Genomic DNA, 17,033 nt, shown 5'->3' with positions numbered 1-17,033 from the left:
AGGTCGGGGCGTGGACAATGCCGGGATGCTCCGATTCTGTGCCAACCTCAGCACCCTGTTCACCGATCGCCCCTTGTTGCAGCGCTTTGCCGCGGCGCGCGAGGCCGGCTTCAAGGCGGTTGAACTGCAGTTCCCCTACGCCGAGTCGCCCGACGACATCGCGCGCGCCTTGCAGGACAACCAGCTCACGCTGCAGTTGCACAACCTGCCACCGGGCGACTGGGCGGCCGGTGATCGCGGCACTGCCTGCGACCCGCGCCGTACTGACGATTTCCGCGCCGGGCTTGAACAAGCCATCACCTACGCCAAGGCGCTGGGCGTGCCACGGCTGCACGCCATGACCGGCTTATGGCCAAGCGGCATCCCGCGCGAGCAGGCGCACGCCACGCTGGTGGCCAACCTGCGCCACGCGGCCGAGCGCACCGCGCGCGAAGACCTGGTGCTGATGCTCGAGCCGCTCAATGCGCGCGACGTGCCGGGCTACAGCATTGCCTCCATCAACGAGGCGCTGGTGCTTTTCAGCGCAGTGGGTGCCTCGCACCTCAAATTGCAGTACGACCTGTACCACGCGCAGCGCACCCAGGGCGAGCTCATCGGTACCTTGCGCGCGCTGCTGCCGCGCATCGGGCATATCCAGATCGCCGATAACCCCGGTCGGGGCGAACCGGGCACGGGCGAGGTGAACTGGCGGGTGGTGTTCGACGCCATTGAATCGAGCGGTTACGGCGGCTGGGTGGGCCTGGAATACTTCCCCTTCGACAAAGGCCCCCGCGGCACCGAGACCGGGCTGCGCTGGCTGGGCGCGCACGGGCGCCGCCCGGACGGGGGCCGCCTGTGATGAACGATCCGCGCGCGCTGCTGCGCCACCTGTACGACGCTGCGGTGCGCCGCGCCCTGCCGTTGCACAACACGGCGACGTTTCTGCCACCGCCACCCAAGGGGCGCACCGTGGTCATTGGTGCCGGCAAAGCGGGTGGCGCGATGGCGCAGGCCGTCGAAGCCCTGTGGCCCGCTGACGCGCCTTTGTCGGGCCTGGTGGTGACGCGCTATCACCACACGCCGCCTCGGGCTGCGGGCCTGCCCGAGCGCATCGAGGTGGTGGAGGCCGCGCACCCGGTGCCCGATGCGGCGGGGCTGGCCGCAGCACAGCGCATCCTCGGGCTCGTGCAAGGTTTGGGCGCGGACGATCTCGTGCTGTGCCTGATCTCGGGCGGCGGGTCTGCATTGCTGACCTTGCCGGCCGAGGGCCTCACGCTCGAAGACAAGCAGCGCATCAACCGCGAGCTGTTGCTCAGTGGCGCACACATCGGCGAGATGAACACCGTGCGCAAGCACCTCTCGCGCATCAAGGGCGGTCGCCTGGCCGCGGCCTGCGCGCCGGCCCAGGTGGTCACACTCACCATCAGCGACGTGCCTGGCGACGACGTGAGCGTGATCGCCAGTGGCCCCACCGTGGCCGACGTCAGCAGCTGTGCCGATGCGCTGGCCATCCTGGACCGCTACCGCATTGCCGTGCCTGCCTCGGTGCGCGCGTCGCTCGAGCGTGGCGAACTTGAAACCCCCAAACCCGGCGATGCGCGTCTGGCGGGTCACCAGACCCACCTCATCGCCACGCCGCAGCAAAGCCTGGAGGCGGCCGCCGAAGCGGCCCGCACGCTGGGCCTCACGGCGCACATCCTCAGCGACGAGATCGAGGGCGAATCGCGCGAGGTGGGCAAGGTCCACGCGGCGTTGGCGCGATCGGTGGCCCTGGGGCGCAGCACCTTCATTGCGCCCTGCGTGTTGCTCAGTGGCGGCGAGACCACCGTGACCGTCAAACCCCGGCCCGAGGACGCACCCAGGGGCCGCGGTGGTCGTGCGGGCGAGTTCTGCCTGGGCCTGGCACAGGCGCTAGGCGGCCAGCCGCGGGTGTGGGCGCTGGCGGCCGACACCGACGGCATCGATGGCGTGGAAGACAACGCCGGCGCCGTGGTCACACCCGACACACTGGCGCGCGCCGCTGCGCTGGGCCTGAAGGCGGGCGATCACCTTGAGCGCAACGACGCCTATGGCTACTTCTCGGCCATTGGCGATCTGGTGGTAACCGGGCCCACGCACACCAACGTCAACGACTTCCGGGCGCTGCTGATCGTCTGAGCGCCCGCCTTTGGGGGGAGGGCGACGGGCGGGGTCGCCGCCGAGGATGGCTGCCGCTATGCTGTACATCCATACAGTAATCGGCGCCTCACATGACCGACACCCTCATTCCCGTCGCGGCCCTCAAGGGGCGCGGCGTTTCCTTTCGCCAGCCCCATCGCTTCGAGTCGACCGAGCGCAAGGCCTTCGATGACGGCTGGGGCACGCTCGACGCGGGGCAGGCCGACGAACACCCGGCGCCGGCCACCACAGTCAGCTGGGAAGACCCCAGAAGCGCCATCACCACCAACGCCTCACCCGACATCGGCTTTCTGCACGGGCTCAACCCGTACCGAGGGTGCGAGCACGGCTGCGTTTACTGCTATGCGCGGCCCAGCCACAGCTACCTCAACCTCTCACCCGGGCTCGATTTCGAGACCCGCCTGGTGGCCAAACGTGGTCTGGCGGAGGTGCTGGCCCGCGAGCTGCAGCGCCCGGGCTATGTGCCCGAGCACATCGCCATCGGCACCGTGACCGACGCCTACCAACCCATCGAGCGCGAGCTCAAACTCACGCGCGACTGCATCGCGGTGCTGGCCCGCGCCCAGCACCCGCTGGCCATCGTCACCAAAGGCAGTGGTGTGGAGCGCGACATCGATCTGCTGGCGCCCATGGGCGCCCAAGGGCTGGCGGCGGTGTACGTCACGGTCACCACGCTGGACGCCAGGCTGGCGCGCGTGCTCGAACCCCGGGCGGCGGCACCCCACCGGCGCCTGCGCACCATCCGCGCGCTGGCCGAGGCGGGTGTGCCCGTGGGCGTGAGTGTGTCGCCGCAGATCCCATTTCTGAATGAAGACATGGAGCAGGTGCTCGAGGCCGCGCGCGAAGCCGGCGCCACGCGCGCCTTCTACCAGGTGATCCGCCTGCCCTGGGAGCTGGCGCCAATGTTCCGGCAGTGGCTCATGCAGCATTGCCCGGACCGCGCCGGCCGGGTGATGGCCCGCATCCAGGACATGCGCGGTGGGCGCGACTACGACAGCGACTTCGGTACCCGCATGAAAGGCACCGGCCCCTGGGCCGACCTGCTGCGACAGCGATTCACCAAGGCCTGCGCCCGCCTGGGCTACGAAACCACCCGACGCACCATGGACAACAGCCGCTTCAACCCGCAGGCACTGTCGGCCCAGGCACAGCTGTTTTGAAGCCGGCGAACTGCGGCGCCGGCTCGGGCGCCGACCAGCGCAGCGGCACCGCCTGAGGGCGCCACAGGTGCTGGCGCACACGCAGGTGGATCAAGCGCTCTGCGCCAGGCCAGTCGCTCAGGTCGGCGTCCCAGTCGAGCCGCGCGCTGACAGCGATCTGCAGCACGTCGCCGCTGTCCGGGTCCACACACAGCAGGCCCGCCTCGGGCCGCTCCAGCAGATTGCCCAGCGTGTTGAAGAAGAAGTTGCCCCGGTAGTCCGGCAGGGTGATCGTGGTGCCCTCTGCGTCGTCGCGCAGGCGCAAAAAGCCGGGTGGACCACCCCGGTGCGACACGTCCACACCCTGGTCGGGCGTGGTGCCTGCCATGCCGGCGCCCGGTGCCGCGCTGGCGATGAACACCGTGTCGGCGCGCGCCAACAGCTCACGCGCTTCACCCGCGAGGGTGCTGCCCAGTGTGTGTGCGGGCAGTGGCGTGCGGTCCACCCAGTCTGGTGAGCGCGCCTGGATGTACTTTGGGCAATTGCCGAAGCTCTGCACCACGCGCAGGCTGAAACCGTGGTCTTCGACGGCGCTCACCTGCCCGTTCATGCGGTTGCGTCGGCGCGTGTGTGGCTCGATGCCCAGCAGGCCGAGCGGCGCGCCGACCCGCAGCGCGCCCGCCAGGGGGTCGTCGGCGGACACGCTGGCTTGCACGCGCATGTGCCAGGCATCGGGCGTCTGCAGAAACCCCGGCGCGCCGACCAGCATCGACGCCCAGGCCTGACCGCGTTCGTCCAGGCTGCCCACGATCAGGGTGGGCAGCTTGCCGAACAGCTCGCGGTGCTGATCGGGCATGTGGTCGCGCACCACCTGTGGCCCGATGGCGGCCAGCCGCTCTTCGACACCCACGCGCTGTTGCAGGCTGCGCTCGCCGCTGTGAAAGGTGGGGATGGCCATGCTGCCGCCGCTGTCAGGCCGACGCCGCTTTGCGCGCCATGGGTACGAAGCGGGGCAGCCGCTCGACGCGGGCCAGCCAGTCGCGCACCGCCGGGTAAGGCGCGAGCGACACGCCCCCTTCGGGCGCGTGTGCGGTGTAGGTGTACAGCGACACATCGGCCAGCGTCGGACCGTCGCCCACCAGCCAGTCGCGCTGGCTCAGATGGGCCTGCATGCGTTGCAGCAGCAGCGCGGCGATCTCGTGGGCGCGCGGGTCGTCGGGGCGACCGAACAGGCGGGCAATGCGGGCGGCCGCGGGGCCGCTGGCCAGGGGGCCGGCGGCGACGCTGAACCAACGCTGCACCTGCGCGCGTTGCTGCACGTCGCTCGGCCACCACGGGCCCTCGGGGTCGTAGCGCTCGACCAAGTAGAGCAGGATGGCGTTGCTGTCGGGCAGCACGGTCTCGCCGTCTTCGAGCACCGGCACCTGGGCGAAGGGGTTGAGCTGCAGGAATGCGGGCTGCAGGTGTGCGCCCTGCGTCAGGTCCACGTCCACGCATTCGTACGGCAGGTCGAGCAGGTTGAGCATCAGTTCAACACGGTGGGCGTGGCCCGACAGGGCAAAACGGTGCAGACGCAGAGGCTGTGCGGGGCGGGGTGTGGCGAGAGGTGGCATGTCGGCTCCGGTGCGAAACCCCATCGTCGGGGTGGTTCATGGGTGGGGTGCACTGTAGAAATTCCGCGGCACGAACAGAATCCCCGCCATTCACATTTGTGCATTCCACAGAATGCAAGAACCATGGACCGAATCGATCACATGCGCGTGCTGGTGGCTGTCGCCGACGCCGGCAACCTGGCCGGCGCGGCCCGCCGCCTGGGCCACTCGGCGCCGGCCGTCACGCGGGCGGTGGACCAGCTCGAGGCGCGCATCGGCGCGCAACTGCTGGTGCGCACCACGCGCCGGGTGCGATTCACCGACGTGGGCGAGCGCTTTCTGGCCGATTGCCGTCGCCTGCTCGCCGAGCTCGACGAGGCCGAGGCCGTGGCCGGCGGCTCCTTTCGCGAACCCCAGGGGCTGCTGTCGGTCACCGCCTCGTCGATGTTCGGGCGCTTGCACATCACGCCGCTGGTGCTGGCCTTTCTGGCCAGCCACGCCAAGGTGCAGGTGCGCACCCTGTTCGTCGATCGCATCGTGCACCTCGTTGACGAGGGTTACGACGTGGCGGTGCGCATTGCGCACCTGCCCGACTCCGGCCTGACGGCGGTGCGCGTGGGCACGGTGCGGCGCGTGATGGTGGCCTCGCCCGAGTACCTGGCCGCGAACGGCGAGCCGCGTAGCCTGGCTGATCTGGCCGGACACGTGGGCATCGGGTTCACGCCCATGGGCGCGGCCAGCGCGCCCTGGGCGCTGTTTCCGGATGGCGAGCGTGCGGCGGTCGAGGTGCAGACACCGTTGGTGGCCAACACCGGCGAAATGGCCATCGCCGCCGCGGTGGCCGGACGTGGCCTCACCCGGGCCCTGTCCTACCAGGTTGCCGACGACGTGATGGCGGGCCGCTTGCGGCTGGTGATGGTCGATCACGAGCCGCCGCCCATCCCGGTGCAACTGGTCTACCCGGCAGGCCGCAAAGCCGCTGCCAAGGTGCGCCTGTTCGTCGACATGGCGGTGGCCAAGCTGCGCGACTTGCCTGTGCTCAACGACACCTGGACAGTGCGCGCGCTCTGACCGTGTTTTGGCTCGGGGCGCGCCCTCAGGCGTCGGGCATCAGCTCGGCCGCACCGGCCAGGTACTCGGTGGCGCGGCGCTTGGCACGGATGTCGTCGAAGACCCGTGCTGCCTGCGCCGCGGTGATGCCCAGCGCCGTTGCCAGTTCGTCGGCGCTGCGCTGGTGGTTCAGTGCCCACAGCGCGAGGTCCATCTGTGCGTAGGGCAGCGCAAAGTAGAACTCGTCCTGACCCTGTGGAAGCGAGTAGGTGTCGGTGGTCGGCACGGCGTTGCAGATCTCGTCGGGCAATGCCATGTGACGCGCCATCGCATAGACCTGTGTCTTGTAGAGGTGGGCGATCGGCTTGATGTCGGCGGCGCCGTCACCGTTCTTCACGAAGAAACCCTGGTCGTACTCGAGCCGGTTGGGCGTGCCCACCACGGCGTAGTTCAAACGGTCGGCGTGGAAATAGTCCAGGGTCTTGCGCACGCGCTGCTTGAAGTTGGTGGCGGCGACGATCTGCAGGTACTCGCGCAGCGGCAGGCGAACGCTTTGCTGTTCACCGTCGGGTGAGCGCACCACCAGCTTGAAGTAGTTGATGCCGCCATCAACGCCGCCGGCGATCACGATCTTGTTCTTCCAGCCTTCGCCATACGCGGGCACCACACGCCGAATGGCCTCGTCGCGCTGGGTGTAGCAACCCAGGGCCTCCAGCGCCGGTGCAATGTCGTGCACCGTGTGCTCGATGCCCAGGTGCTGCGCCAGCAGCCGCCCGCGCGCCGTGCTGGTGCCGCTGGAGTCGCGCTCGGGCATGAGCAGGCCGAACACGCGCTTCGGGCCCAGGGCGTGCACGGCCAGTGCGGCGCACACCGAGCTGTCGATGCCGCCGCTGATGGCCACCACGAGCCCACGGCGGCGCAGCTTCTGCGTCAACACCTGTGGCATCCAGGCCGCGATGCGTTGCAGTTCGGTCTCGTAGTCGATGCTCAGGCACGCTGGCCCCAGGGCTTGATGGCTCATTGCGCGGCCTCTTGCTTGCGCAGCACGAAGGCCTCGATGGCGGCGAGCGAGTCGAGGTTCTCGGGCACCATTTCGTCGTCGCCGACCTTGATGCCGTAGGTCTCCTCGAGGTGAGCCACCAGCTCCAGGAAGCCGGTGGAGTCGAGGATCTGGTATTCGAGAAAGGAGTCGGCGTCTTCTGGCAGACGGGCGCCCGCGCCAAGCAGCAGGTTCTCTTCGATGTAGCGTCGGACGTCTTGTCGGATGGTGTTCATGGTCGGCCTGTGGTGAACAAGTGGTGAGAAAGTGGTGAGAGGAAGACGGTGAAGGTCAGGCCAGGTCCCGGCGGCGCAGCTTGCCCGACTCGGTACGGGGCAGCTCGGTCACGAAGCTGACCAGCCTGGGAACCAGCCAGCTCTCCAGTCGTGCCTGGCAATGGCGGATGACCTCGCGCTCGCTGAGTGCAGCGCCAGGGCGCAATTGCACGAAGGCGCGCACGGCCAGGCCCAGACGCTCGTCGGGCATGCTGGTGACGGCGGCTTCGAGCACGGCCGGCAACTCGCAGATGGCGTGCTCGACCTCCTGGGGACTGACCTTTTCGCCGCGGGACTTGAAGATGTCGTCGACCCGCCCCACGCAATACAGCCAGCCCTCTTCGTCGCTGCGAAAAACGTCGCCCGTGCGCAGGATGCGTGTGCCGTCGGGGCCGGCGCCGATGCGCCCGGCGGTCGCGGCCGGTGCGTTCCAGTAGCCCACGCTCACGTGCGCCCCTTGCACCACCAGCTCGCCCGTGCTGCCGGGTGGCAGTCGCTGGCCGTGCTCGTCCTGCAGCCAGTGTTCTTGAAAGGGCAGGCCCCGACCGACGCTGTCGGGGCGGCGCGCCAACTCATCGTGGGGCAGGTAGCTCGCGCGCATGCATTCGGTCAGGCCGTACATCAGCAACAGGCGTGCGCCCGGCAGTCGTTGCTGAAGCATTAGTGCGTGGGCCGGTGGCAAGGCGGCGCCGGCATTGGTGATCAGGCGCAGCGCCGACAGGTCGTGGGCTGCCATGTCCTGCGCCAGCAGACTGGCCCAGAGCATGGGTACCGCGGGGAACACGGTCACGCGCTGGGATGCCAGTCGCTGCAGCAGTCGCACGGGAAAGGCGGCCGTGTTTTCCAGCACCACTGTGGCGCCCAGGCCCAGGCCCATGACGATGTGATAGAGCCCGTAGCTGAAGCTGGGCGGCAAGGCCAAGCCGATCACGTCGTCGTCGCGAAACTGCAGGTAAGACTGGGCAACGCGCCACGCTGCGAGCATGTTGGCGTGGGTCAGCATCACGCCTTTGGGGTTGCCGGTGGTGCCGGAGGTGTAGATGAGCACCGCCAGTTCATCGGGGCTGCGCGGCGAGTCAAAACCCTGGAACGTGTGGGCCGGTGCGGGCCAGGGTCTTGCCGGTGCGGGAGTCTCGCCCAGGCACCAGACCATGGGTGGCGTTCCCTGCTCGGGCAGCGCCCCTGCCCAGACGTTGGCCAGCGTGGCCTGGGTGAGCAGCGCGCGCGCGCCCGTGTCGCTCAAGACATGCGAGAGCTTCGCCGCGCGCGTCTGCGGACCCAACGGCACGGCCACCGCGCCCAGGGCGAGCACGCCGTAGAGAGCGGCCACGTAGTCGATGCCACCGTCGAGCAACACCACCACCCTGTCGCCCGGGGCAATACCGGCTTCGCGCAGGCTGTCGGCCATGCCCTGCGCCAGGCGGGCCAAGGCACCGTAGCTCACCTGGCGCTCGCCCGCTACCAGCGCGGTCTTGTCAGGCTGCGTCAGGGCGAGGGCCTCGAACGCGCTGTGCATCAGGGGGCCGTTGGTTTGCGTGCCGTTCATGCCAACTCCGGTGCCGGCAGATCTGCGCTCACGAACTGCCGGTGCAGCAGCATGGTGGACAGCACGCCAACGAAGGCCATGTTGTCGGCGAAACCGATGGCGCGGCCCGCGGCACATTTGGCGGACAGACGTGACACAGCGACCGGATCGAACAGCGAGGCCTCGCGCAGGCTGCCCTCGCTCAGCAGATCGGCCACCCATGGCAGCGCCTTGCCCTCTGCAAAGAAGCTGGCGCTGTCGGGCGAGCGGTAGGGTTGTTTGACGCGTTGGCCGATGTGCGCCGGCAATTCGTGCGCGAAGGCTTTGCGCAGCAACAGCTTTTCGCGCAGGCCGCGCAACTTCAGACGCACGGGCAGCCGGGCGGCAAATGCCAGCACGCGTGGGTCGAGGTAGGGGTAGCGCCCTTCGATCGAGGCCGCCATGGCCATCCGGTCGCCTTGGGCAGCCAGCAAATACCCGCTCATCAGGGTGTGCGCTTCGACGTACTGGTCGCGCTGCAAGGCTTGCCATTGCCCGAAGCCGGCTGGCACCTGCTGTCGCCACTGCGCGGCCGGGTCGTGCTGTGCCATTGCGGCCTGCCATTCGCGCGTGAAGAAGCCTTGAACGCGGCGGGTGCTGGTCAGCCTCGTCTGGTGCGCAAAGCAGGGGTCGTCGGCGGGCACGCTGCTGTGCGTGAAGACGTGTTGCGACAGGGCATTGGCCCCGGTGGGCGATGTGCTCATCCAGGGGTACAGCCGCTCAACCGCACGACGGCGTCGCGACGATGTGGGCTGTCGCGCCACAAAGCGCCGGATGTGTGCTTCCTTGAACAGGTCGTAGCCGCCAAACACCTCGTCGGCGCCTTCGCCGGTGAGCACGACCTTGTAGCCGGCGGCCCTCACGCTGTCGGCCAGCCGCAGCATGGGCGCCGGCGCGGTGCGCACCAGGGGTGTTTCGGCGTGCCAGACCGTGCGCGCGAAGGCGTCGGCGATGTCCTGACGGCTGCAACCAATCGAGGAATGGGTGGTGCCTAGGTGGTCCACCATGGCCTGCTGCTCGCTGCCCTCGTCGAATTCGGCATCGTCGAAGCGCAGCGAGAAGCTGCGCAGCGGGGTCTGGGTGTGGCGGCGAATGACCGTCGTGATGATCGAGGAGTCCAGGCCGCCGCTCAGGTAGGCGCCAACCGGCACATCGGCGCGCAGTTGCAGTCGAACGGCATCGACCAGCAAGGCGTGCAACTCGTCGGCCAGCGCGTCTTCATCGACCGGGGCAAAGGGGTCGACGTCCGGAAACGACCAGTCCCACCAGCGTTGCAGCGATTCGCCCTGCGCGTCGACGACCAGGCAATGGCCGGGAGGGAGCACCTGGATGCCCTCAAAGGCAGAGGTCGGGGCCACCGGTGCCCACCATCCAAAGGTGCCCGCCAGGCCGGCCGCATCGAGCCGGCGGGGCACCTCTGGCAGGGCGAACAGGGCTTTGGCTTCCGATGCGAAGGCCAGTCGGCGCCCCATGCGCGTCCAGAACAGTGGCCGGATGCCGACACCGTCGCGTGCCAGCAGCAGCCGTTGTCGGCGCGCGTCCCACAAGCCGATCGCGAACTGGCCATTGAGTCGGGTGAGGAACGCGTCTCCCCAGGCCAGGTAGGCGTGCAGCAAGACCTCTGTGTCGGATTCGGTGACGAAGCGGTGGCCCATCCCCCGCAAGGTCTCGCGCAGTTCCAGGTAGTTGAAGATCTCGCCGTTGAAAACGAGGTGTACCTGGCCATCGGCGCTGGCCATGGGCTGTGCACCCCCTTGCGGATCGATGATGGCAAGCCTGGCGTGGGCAAGCCCTACCGGTCCCGACACGAACACGCCCTGTCCATCGGGCCCGCGGTGGGCGATGGCCCGGATCATGGCGCGCAGATCACCTGTGTCGGGCGTCTGGTCGGGGTTGAAGAGACCGGCAATGCCACACATGGTCAGTCAGCGCCACTGTGGCGGGTCTCAGTAGCCATCGCTGTCATCGGTCAGATCGGTCAGTGACCAGGTTGCGCGGGCCAGGCGTTGCGCCAGATCGGCATCGCTGGCTTGAACCCCGCACGGGCGGCCCGGGTCGTGTCTTGCGTGCAGAAAGCCCACGCGCAGGGCGGCGTCCTGTGTCGCCTGGTCTTGCAGGAGCACGCGCACGCAGGTGCAGCGAAGTGCGTTGGCCTGCCGCACTGCGTCCTGCAACAGCGCGATGAAGGTGTCGGGCTGGTCGTGTTGCCAGTGGACGATGTGCAGTTCGGGGCGACCCAGGTCGTCGTGCTCCACCGCCCAGGCGATCAGACCGATCACGGCTTCGCCACGTGAGGCCAGGCGCACCGAGAGCGCCCGGCGCGGATTGTTGAACAGGCGTCGTTGCAGGTAGTCAGCCGAATGGCGGCGCTGCACAGTGTTCGGCCCGTGTCCGCCCTCTGCAGGCAGTGAATCGAGCCGCGTCACCGTGTGCAGCGCAATGTTGCGGTCGCCCTGACGCAGCAGGGTCCACCGCCAACACGCCAGTCCCACGTTGGCGAGCCTCGTCGCCAGAGGCAGCCGCGCCAGTCGGGGCCAGCGACGCTCCACGAACGGGCGCAGGTCCAGCAGGTGGGTGAGCGTGAGCCGCGGCGCCAACGGGAGAAACAGCCGACGCACAATTCCGGCCGAATTCTGGTTGGCGCCCACGGCCAGGGTGAACGCCTGGCGCGCGAGCAGGGCCTGATTGATCCAGACGCCGAGGCCGGACTCCTGCGCATCGGGATGCACCAGCAGGTCCATCACCTGCGCGCCCTGCGTGACCTCGCCCTGCAACATGATCTCCATCTGTTCCAGGCCGAGGATGGCGAGCAGGCGCCCCTGGCTTCGAACGCGCCACAACTCACCAAAGCCGCCCTGGTCGCGGCCGAGGCGATAGCGCCATTGCAGATAGCCTGGGTCGTCCCAGGCGTCGCTCAGGCTCAGGTGGGTGCGCCGAAACTCGGTGACGTCGGGCAGCTCATCCAGGGTCACGGGCTGAAGACTTGCTTCGAGCGTCGATACGTCGATGCCCAGACTGCGCGCAACAAGGCGACCCAGCGCCGCCAACCCGGGTACTCGCGCGGGTGGGGCCGGGTCGGTCTCAGGCTGTGTCACGCAGCGCCCCATGCGCTCGCAGGAAATCCAGCACATCGCCGATGCGCTTCATCTCGCGCGAAACGTCTGCGGTGAGCTCGATGCCGAAGCGCTCGTCCAGTTCGGCAATCAACATCAGCGCACCCATGGAATCCCAGTCCGGGATCGCCTCGCGTTCCAGCGCCGGGTGCAGTGTCGACGTTGCCACGTTGAAACACTGGGCCATCATGGCCATCGCGTCGTCGGTCGAAATGGTCGTCTTGGGCGGGTTGCTCATGTGGGGGTCCATCGAAGGTCACAGTCCGTCGCCGTTGTCGTGCAGCAGCAGCGTGCGATCGTCGATCTGCACCAGGGCCGATCCCCAGGACAGGCCGACGCCGTAGCCGAGCAGCATCCAGTGCATGCGCTGGCCCTTGGCGGGGGTTGCAAGGCGCTGCGTCATGGCCACCGCCACCGACGGGCCACCACAATTGCCGCTGTCTTCGATGCAGATGGGCACACGGTCTTCCGGCAGGCCGCATTTCTTCATGAGGTGCTTCATGATGAAACGGTTCGATTGGTGAAGCACGTAGGCGTCGACGTCGGCGACCGCCTTGCCGGCCAGTGCCAGCGTGTCGGCAATGAGCGGCGGCACGCGCTTGATGGTGAAGTTGAAGATGGCCGCGCCATCCATCTCAAGGTAGCGGTGACGGGGGTCGGCGGGTTCGCGGTCGCGAAAGGCGCCGCCTCGAAGAATCAGGCCGTCGGCCCCGCTGCCATCGGTGTGCAGCACGAAATGGCCACCTGCCGCGGGATCGTCATCGAGCTCCAGCGCGGTGGCCGAGCCGGCGTCGCCGAACAAGAGCACGGTGGCCTGGTCTTGCGGGCTGACAAAGCGGCTGGGGGTTTCGCCGTGCAGCATCAGGATGCGTTGGTGCCCACCGGCGCGCAGCATCGTCGCGGCCAGGTACAGGCCGTAGGGGTAGCCGGAGCAGCCCAGTCCCACGTCGAAGGCGGCGCACTGATCGCTCAGGCCCAGGCGTTGCTGCAGCAGGCAACTGGTGGAGGGCAGGAAATGGTCCGGCGTCTGGGTGACAAAGATCAGGGCGGTGATGGTGTCGGGCGCCCAGCCCAGTGCCTGCATGAGCCGCGAAGCAGCGCGTTCGCACAGATCCCCCGAGGTCAGGCCGTCCGAGACCACGCGGCGTTCGCGCACGCCCGCCATGGCGACCACCTTGCGCACGTCTTCGGGTGCAAATCCCAAGGCGGGATCCAGGTTGTCCACGGTGGTGGGCGGCATGCAGGTGCTCACACCTGCGATGCGAAATCCGCCAATGCTTGACTGACTCAAACCGGTTCCCTCCAGGCTTGTCCGGGCACGATGGGCCGTTGTCGGCCCTGGCCTCTAATGCGGAAGCAGTATAAGGACGCGACGTGTGCCTTCACCGGCCAAATGTCACACCTGCGCGCACCCGATGGCTCAGGGACGCGCGGATGGGGGCGCCAGGACGGCCAATGCGTCGTCGGCCCAGTAACGCACCGCATGGTGGTAGCCCTCCCAGACGCAGCCGTTGCAGCCGCGGCCGCAGCAGGTGGTGGGCTCAGGAGGCGGTGCGCGCAACGCGCTGTCGAGGTCGACGCCCACCTGACGGGCCCGTGTGCGCAGATGGGCAATGAGGGCCTGTGCGCTGGCCTGATCGCGCGGGGTCACGTTGGCCACGCTCACGCGCTGAAAGCGCGGCTGGTCCTGGCCTTCGAAGGTTCCGCGCTCGTTGAACATCGCGGCCGGACGCACCCAGGTGCCGAACGCGCCGTACAGCGCGCGGTAGACCACCATGGCCTGCAAGGTCTCGCTGCAGCGCACGGTGTCGAGCACCTCGTACCAGCCGCCTTTGTAGTGGCGGTACAGCCCGGGTGGGGTCGGCACGAACGCGGGCAGGTCGTTGTCGGTCATGAGGGCAAGGACGGAGGCGCCGCTCTGGCGCGGCCGCCGGATTGTAGGAACCCGCTTGCCCTCAGGTGGGTGTCGACCCCAGGGTGGGGTGTGGCGCGGGTCCGGCGCCAGGTCGCGGCAGCAGGCGGCCCGTTGTCCACGCCTGTTGCCAGGCTGGCAGGGTCTGGCCGGGGTTGCTGCCCAGGCCGCGCACGACACAACCCGCTGCCGCTCCCGTCGCGGCGGCCTGTGTGAGCTGCTCAGGCGCAAGGATGCCGCCGATCGCCACCACCGGGCGTCCGGCCATCTTCACCCACCAGGCCAGGTTGTCGAGACCTTGCGCTCGCCAGGGCATGGCCTTGGTCAGCGTGGGCCACACCGGACCACAGGCAATCAGGTCGGCGTGGGCGCCGCGGGCGCGGCACAGCTCCCATAGGCTGTGCGAGCTCATGCCCAGCCGCAGCCCTTGTTGCTGGGCCACCGCCAGGCGGTCGCGATCCTCGCGGGCGAGCCCGAGCCAGTCTTCCTGCCCCAGGTGCAGGGCGGGCGCACCCAGGGCGAGGGCGGTGCGCCAGTGGTCGTTGACCACCAAAGTGGCGCCCTGTGCCCGCGTACTTTGAATGGCCTCGGCGATGTCGTCGCGCAGGGTGGGGTCGTCGGTCGGGCGTTTGACGCGCAGCTGGATCAACCTCGCGCCCGCCTGCGCGCAGGCCTGCACGCGCGCCACGCTGTCGACGATGGCATAGACGCCCAGATCTTCATTGGCCTCGCGAGGCGGCACCCATTCCAGCGGCACTTCGTCGCAAGACAGCACCGGCAGGTCGCTGGCATCGGCGCGGTCCGGCAGTCGCGCCAGCACGGCAGCGTCGGCGGCGACCCAGCCCTGCCGCAACGCCTGCTGAAAGCGTTGCGCGTGATCGGTTGGTCCGCTGCGCGGTCGCGTGAGCCAGCCGCGGGCGTGTGGGGTGTCCAGCCAGTCGTGCTGGGCGCCGGTGATCACCACCGCGCCCACGCCCCGTTCGCGCAGCACGCGCGCCAGCATGGGGATGGGTGTGTGCCCGGGGGCGACGTGCAGGCGGCGCGCGGCTTCGGTGGCGTCCAGGCGAAGGGTGTCGATGGCCATGGTGCTCACCCGATCAGCATGGGGCGCCCGGCTACCGGCGTGCTGGCCACGGCCATGTCCTGCGGTGCCATCACGCCAGCGGTCCAGGCCAGGCGGCCGGCGCGCACCGCGTCGCCAAAGGCGCGTGCCATGGCGATTGGCTCGCGCGCGTGCGCCACCGCCGAGTTGAGCAGCACGGCGTCGAAGCCGAGCTCCAGCGCCTGTGCCGCGTGCGATGGCGCGCCGATGCCGGCGTCCACCACCAGCGGCACCTCGGGCAGGCGCGCGCGCAGCGTGCGCAAGGCCCAGGGGTTGAGCAGGCCCTGTCCCGAGCCGATGGGCGCACCCCAGGGCATCAGCACCTCACAGCCGACGTCGAGCAAACGCTGGCAGGTCACGAGGTCGTCGGTGCAGTAGGGAAACACGGCAAAGCCCTCGCGCATGAGTTCGGCGGCAGCCTCGACCGTGCCCCAGGGGTCGGGTTGCAAGGTGTGCTCGTCGCCCACCACCTCCAGCTTGATCCAGTGCGTGCCATAGAGCTCACGCGCCATGTGGGCCAGCGCGATCGCTTCGCGCGCACTGCGACAGCCGGCGGTGTTGGGTAGGAGTTGCGTGCCGCGCGCGCGCAGGTCGGCCAGCAGCTCGCTCAGAAAGCCGTTGTCCCCCGCGGCCGCCAGGGTGCGTCGCAATCCCACGGTGACGACGCCGGCGCCGCTGGCGTCGATGGCGCTGCGCAGCACGGCGGGCGAGGGGTAGCCGGCGGTGCCCAGCATCAAGCGGCTGTCGAGGCATCGGCCGTAGACCTGCCAGCGATGGGGTGTGTCGGGTGTCTGCATGGATCAGCCTCCCACAATGGCTTCGAACGTAAGCACGGTGTCACCCGGGTTCAGCAAGGTGGTCTCGCGCGCCTCGCGCGGCACATGGCGCGCGTTGACGGCGGTCGCCACCCGCTCCGACGGCAGGCCTTCGCGGTGCAGCAGATCGCTGAGCGTGAGCCCGGGCGGGCAGGCAACGCTTGTCTGGTTGAGCCACAGCGTCGGTTCAGACATGGCTGGTCTCCATGGGTGAGGTCAGCTGCGCCGCCGCCATGGCGTCGTCGACCAGCGCGGGCGCGATGAGCCAGCCGTGGCGGAACAGCCCGTTGACGCGCAGCAGACCCGGCTCGTACGCAATGACCGGCGCGTTGTCCATGCGCGCCGGGCGCAGGTTGCTTTCCATGTGCTCGATGCGCGCCTCGGCCAGCTCGGGCAGCACGCTGTGCGCGGCGCTCAGCAGCTCGACCACGCTGCGCAGGCTCGGCGGTGAGCGGTCTTCGCTTTCGATCTCGCTGGCGCCGACGACGATGCGCCCGCCCGGGCGCGGTACCAGGTAGACGCGGTGTCTTGGGTGCAGCAGCCGGATCGGTCGGGCCAGGGGCACGCCCGGCGCGTGCAACCACACCACCTCACCGCGCACGCCACGCAGAGCCAGCTCGCTGCGTGCGCCCAGGCCCCGGGCGTCGATGGCCAGATCCACGCGGTGGGTACCGCCACGCTCGTCGACCAGCTGCCCGGGTGCCACGCTCGCTACATGCTGGCCCCAATGCCACTTCACGCCGGGCGCGAACGTGGCCAGTGTGTGCAGCAGCTCGCGCGGCAATACCTGGCCCTCGCCGGGCAGGCGCCAGCCCAGCAGGCCCGACGCCAGGGCAGGCTCCAGCGCGTTCAGCTGAGCGGTGTTGAGTGCCTCGGCGCGGGGCGCTTCGGGCAGCGCGTCCAGACGCGACAACACGCGTTGGGCCGCCCCGCGATCAGTGCCATGCGCCAGCAGCAGGCTGTCGTTGAGCCGCAGCAGCGGCGTGGCGGTGTGGCGGTTCAGCGTGGCGGCCAGCCGGCGCCACAGCGCCAGTGATCGCCAGCCCAGGCGGGCGATCGACGCATCGGCGTTGTCAAGCTCGGCCAGCGGGCTGAGCATGCCCGCGGCGGTGAAGCCGGCGGCGTGTGGCGCGCCAGGGACAAGCTGTCCGATGGCGGGTGGCTGCGGACCGGGTGCCGGGTCGAACACCGACACCGCGTGCCCGTCGCGCGACAGCCGCCAAGCCAGCAACCGCCCCAGCACGCCGGCGCCGGCGATGGCAATGCGTGCCATGG

18 protein-coding genes and 1 pseudogene are annotated in these 17,033 nt (G+C 69.2%); 4 read left to right on the top strand and 15 right to left on the bottom strand.

Annotated elements, in window-relative coordinates:
• Positions 1 to 25: 25 nt before the first annotated feature.
• From KF871_RS01495 to KF871_RS01485, 3 genes are all read left to right on the top strand, one after another.
• On the top strand, positions 26 to 838 hold the full coding sequence (locus tag KF871_RS01495; protein WP_291137256.1) for a hydroxypyruvate isomerase family protein: 813 nt from the start codon (positions 26 to 28) through the stop codon (positions 836 to 838).
• Positions 838 to 2,136 carry a glycerate kinase gene (locus tag KF871_RS01490; RefSeq protein ID WP_291137253.1) on the top strand — a complete coding sequence of 433 codons (1,299 nt, stop codon included), beginning with the start codon at positions 838 to 840 and terminating at the stop codon, positions 2,134 to 2,136. Before KF871_RS01495 ends, KF871_RS01490 begins: the two co-directional genes overlap by 1 nt.
• 92 nt (positions 2,137 to 2,228) lie before the next feature.
• Positions 2,229 to 3,317 (top strand): PA0069 family radical SAM protein, encoded by a 1,089-nt coding sequence (locus KF871_RS01485; RefSeq protein ID WP_291137251.1) that lies wholly within the window; start codon positions 2,229 to 2,231, stop codon positions 3,315 to 3,317.
• On the opposite strand, the gene KF871_RS01480 is transcribed toward KF871_RS01485, so the two are convergent.
• Positions 3,277 to 4,254 (bottom strand): pyridoxamine 5'-phosphate oxidase family protein, encoded by a 978-nt coding sequence (locus KF871_RS01480; protein WP_291137248.1) that lies wholly within the window; start codon positions 4,252 to 4,254, stop codon positions 3,277 to 3,279. The genes KF871_RS01485 and KF871_RS01480 overlap by 41 nt on opposite strands.
• Positions 4,255 to 4,267: 13 nt before the next feature.
• Positions 4,268 to 4,909, bottom strand: a complete 642-nt coding sequence (locus tag KF871_RS01475; RefSeq protein WP_291137245.1) for a glutathione S-transferase family protein — start codon at positions 4,907 to 4,909, stop codon at positions 4,268 to 4,270.
• A gap of 123 nt (positions 4,910 to 5,032) precedes the next feature.
• Here KF871_RS01475 and KF871_RS01470 point away from each other — a divergent pair, with 123 nt between their 5' ends.
• Positions 5,033 to 5,959 (top strand): LysR family transcriptional regulator, encoded by a 927-nt coding sequence (locus KF871_RS01470; RefSeq protein WP_291137242.1) that lies wholly within the window; start codon positions 5,033 to 5,035, stop codon positions 5,957 to 5,959.
• Between the two features lie 25 nt (positions 5,960 to 5,984).
• Here the strand turns inward: KF871_RS01470 and nadE are convergent, their stop codons facing one another.
• The 13 genes and pseudogenes from nadE to KF871_RS01405 all read right to left on the bottom strand — a co-directional run bounded on the left by nadE (position 5,985) and on the right by KF871_RS01405 (position 17,031).
• Positions 5,985 to 6,959, bottom strand: a complete 975-nt coding sequence (gene nadE, locus KF871_RS01465) for an NAD(+) synthase (protein WP_291137239.1) — start codon at positions 6,957 to 6,959, stop codon at positions 5,985 to 5,987.
• Complete coding sequence (locus KF871_RS01460; RefSeq protein ID WP_291137236.1) at positions 6,956 to 7,213, bottom strand: acyl carrier protein; 258 nt, start codon at positions 7,211 to 7,213, stop codon at positions 6,956 to 6,958. Before KF871_RS01460 ends, nadE begins: the two co-directional genes overlap by 4 nt.
• Positions 7,214 to 7,268: 55 nt before the next feature.
• On the bottom strand, positions 7,269 to 8,798 hold the full coding sequence (locus tag KF871_RS01455) for a class I adenylate-forming enzyme family protein (protein WP_291137233.1): 1,530 nt from the start codon (positions 8,796 to 8,798) through the stop codon (positions 7,269 to 7,271).
• Positions 8,795 to 10,735, bottom strand: coding sequence for an asparagine synthase (glutamine-hydrolyzing) (asnB, locus tag KF871_RS01450; RefSeq protein WP_291137231.1), 1,941 nt, complete (start codon positions 10,733 to 10,735; stop codon positions 8,795 to 8,797). The genes KF871_RS01455 and asnB overlap by 4 nt, the downstream gene beginning before the upstream one ends.
• Positions 10,736 to 10,762: 27 nt before the next feature.
• The gene (locus KF871_RS01445) at positions 10,763 to 11,911 is read right to left on the bottom strand and encodes a hypothetical protein (protein ID WP_291137228.1); all 1,149 of its coding nucleotides are present in this window, start codon (positions 11,909 to 11,911) and stop codon (positions 10,763 to 10,765) included.
• On the bottom strand, positions 11,898 to 12,167 hold the full coding sequence (locus KF871_RS01440; protein WP_291137225.1) for an acyl carrier protein: 270 nt from the start codon (positions 12,165 to 12,167) through the stop codon (positions 11,898 to 11,900). The genes KF871_RS01445 and KF871_RS01440 overlap by 14 nt, the downstream gene beginning before the upstream one ends.
• An 18-nt stretch (positions 12,168 to 12,185) precedes the next feature.
• Entirely contained in the window at positions 12,186 to 13,169 is a 984-nt protein-coding gene (locus KF871_RS01435; RefSeq protein WP_291137223.1) for a 3-oxoacyl-ACP synthase III family protein, read from the bottom strand.
• Between the two features lie 180 nt (positions 13,170 to 13,349).
• The gene (locus KF871_RS01430) at positions 13,350 to 13,514 is read right to left on the bottom strand and encodes an oxidoreductase-like domain-containing protein (protein WP_367171991.1); all 165 of its coding nucleotides are present in this window, start codon (positions 13,512 to 13,514) and stop codon (positions 13,350 to 13,352) included.
• A gap of 81 nt (positions 13,515 to 13,595) precedes the next feature.
• Positions 13,596 to 13,823: pseudogene (locus tag KF871_RS01425) on the bottom strand (DUF1653 domain-containing protein); the annotation flags it as partial.
• 61 nt (positions 13,824 to 13,884) lie between these two features.
• Entirely contained in the window at positions 13,885 to 14,925 is a 1,041-nt protein-coding gene (locus KF871_RS01420) for a thiamine phosphate synthase (protein ID WP_291137220.1), read from the bottom strand.
• 5 nt (positions 14,926 to 14,930) lie between these two features.
• Complete coding sequence (locus KF871_RS01415; RefSeq protein WP_291137217.1) at positions 14,931 to 15,740, bottom strand: thiazole synthase; 810 nt, start codon at positions 15,738 to 15,740, stop codon at positions 14,931 to 14,933.
• Positions 15,741 to 15,743: 3 nt separating this feature from the next.
• Complete coding sequence (thiS, locus tag KF871_RS01410; protein ID WP_291137214.1) at positions 15,744 to 15,953, bottom strand: sulfur carrier protein ThiS; 210 nt, start codon at positions 15,951 to 15,953, stop codon at positions 15,744 to 15,746.
• Positions 15,946 to 17,031, bottom strand: coding sequence for an FAD-dependent oxidoreductase (locus KF871_RS01405; RefSeq protein ID WP_291137211.1), 1,086 nt, complete (start codon positions 17,029 to 17,031; stop codon positions 15,946 to 15,948). Before KF871_RS01405 ends, thiS begins: the two co-directional genes overlap by 8 nt.
• Positions 17,032 to 17,033 lie beyond the last annotated feature (2 nt).

Origin of the sequence: Hydrogenophaga sp. (genome assembly GCF_019635465.1) — a bacterium.
Lineage (GTDB): Bacteria > Pseudomonadota > Gammaproteobacteria > Burkholderiales > Burkholderiaceae_C > Hydrogenophaga.
This window is presented reverse-complemented; position numbering and strand designations above follow the sequence as displayed.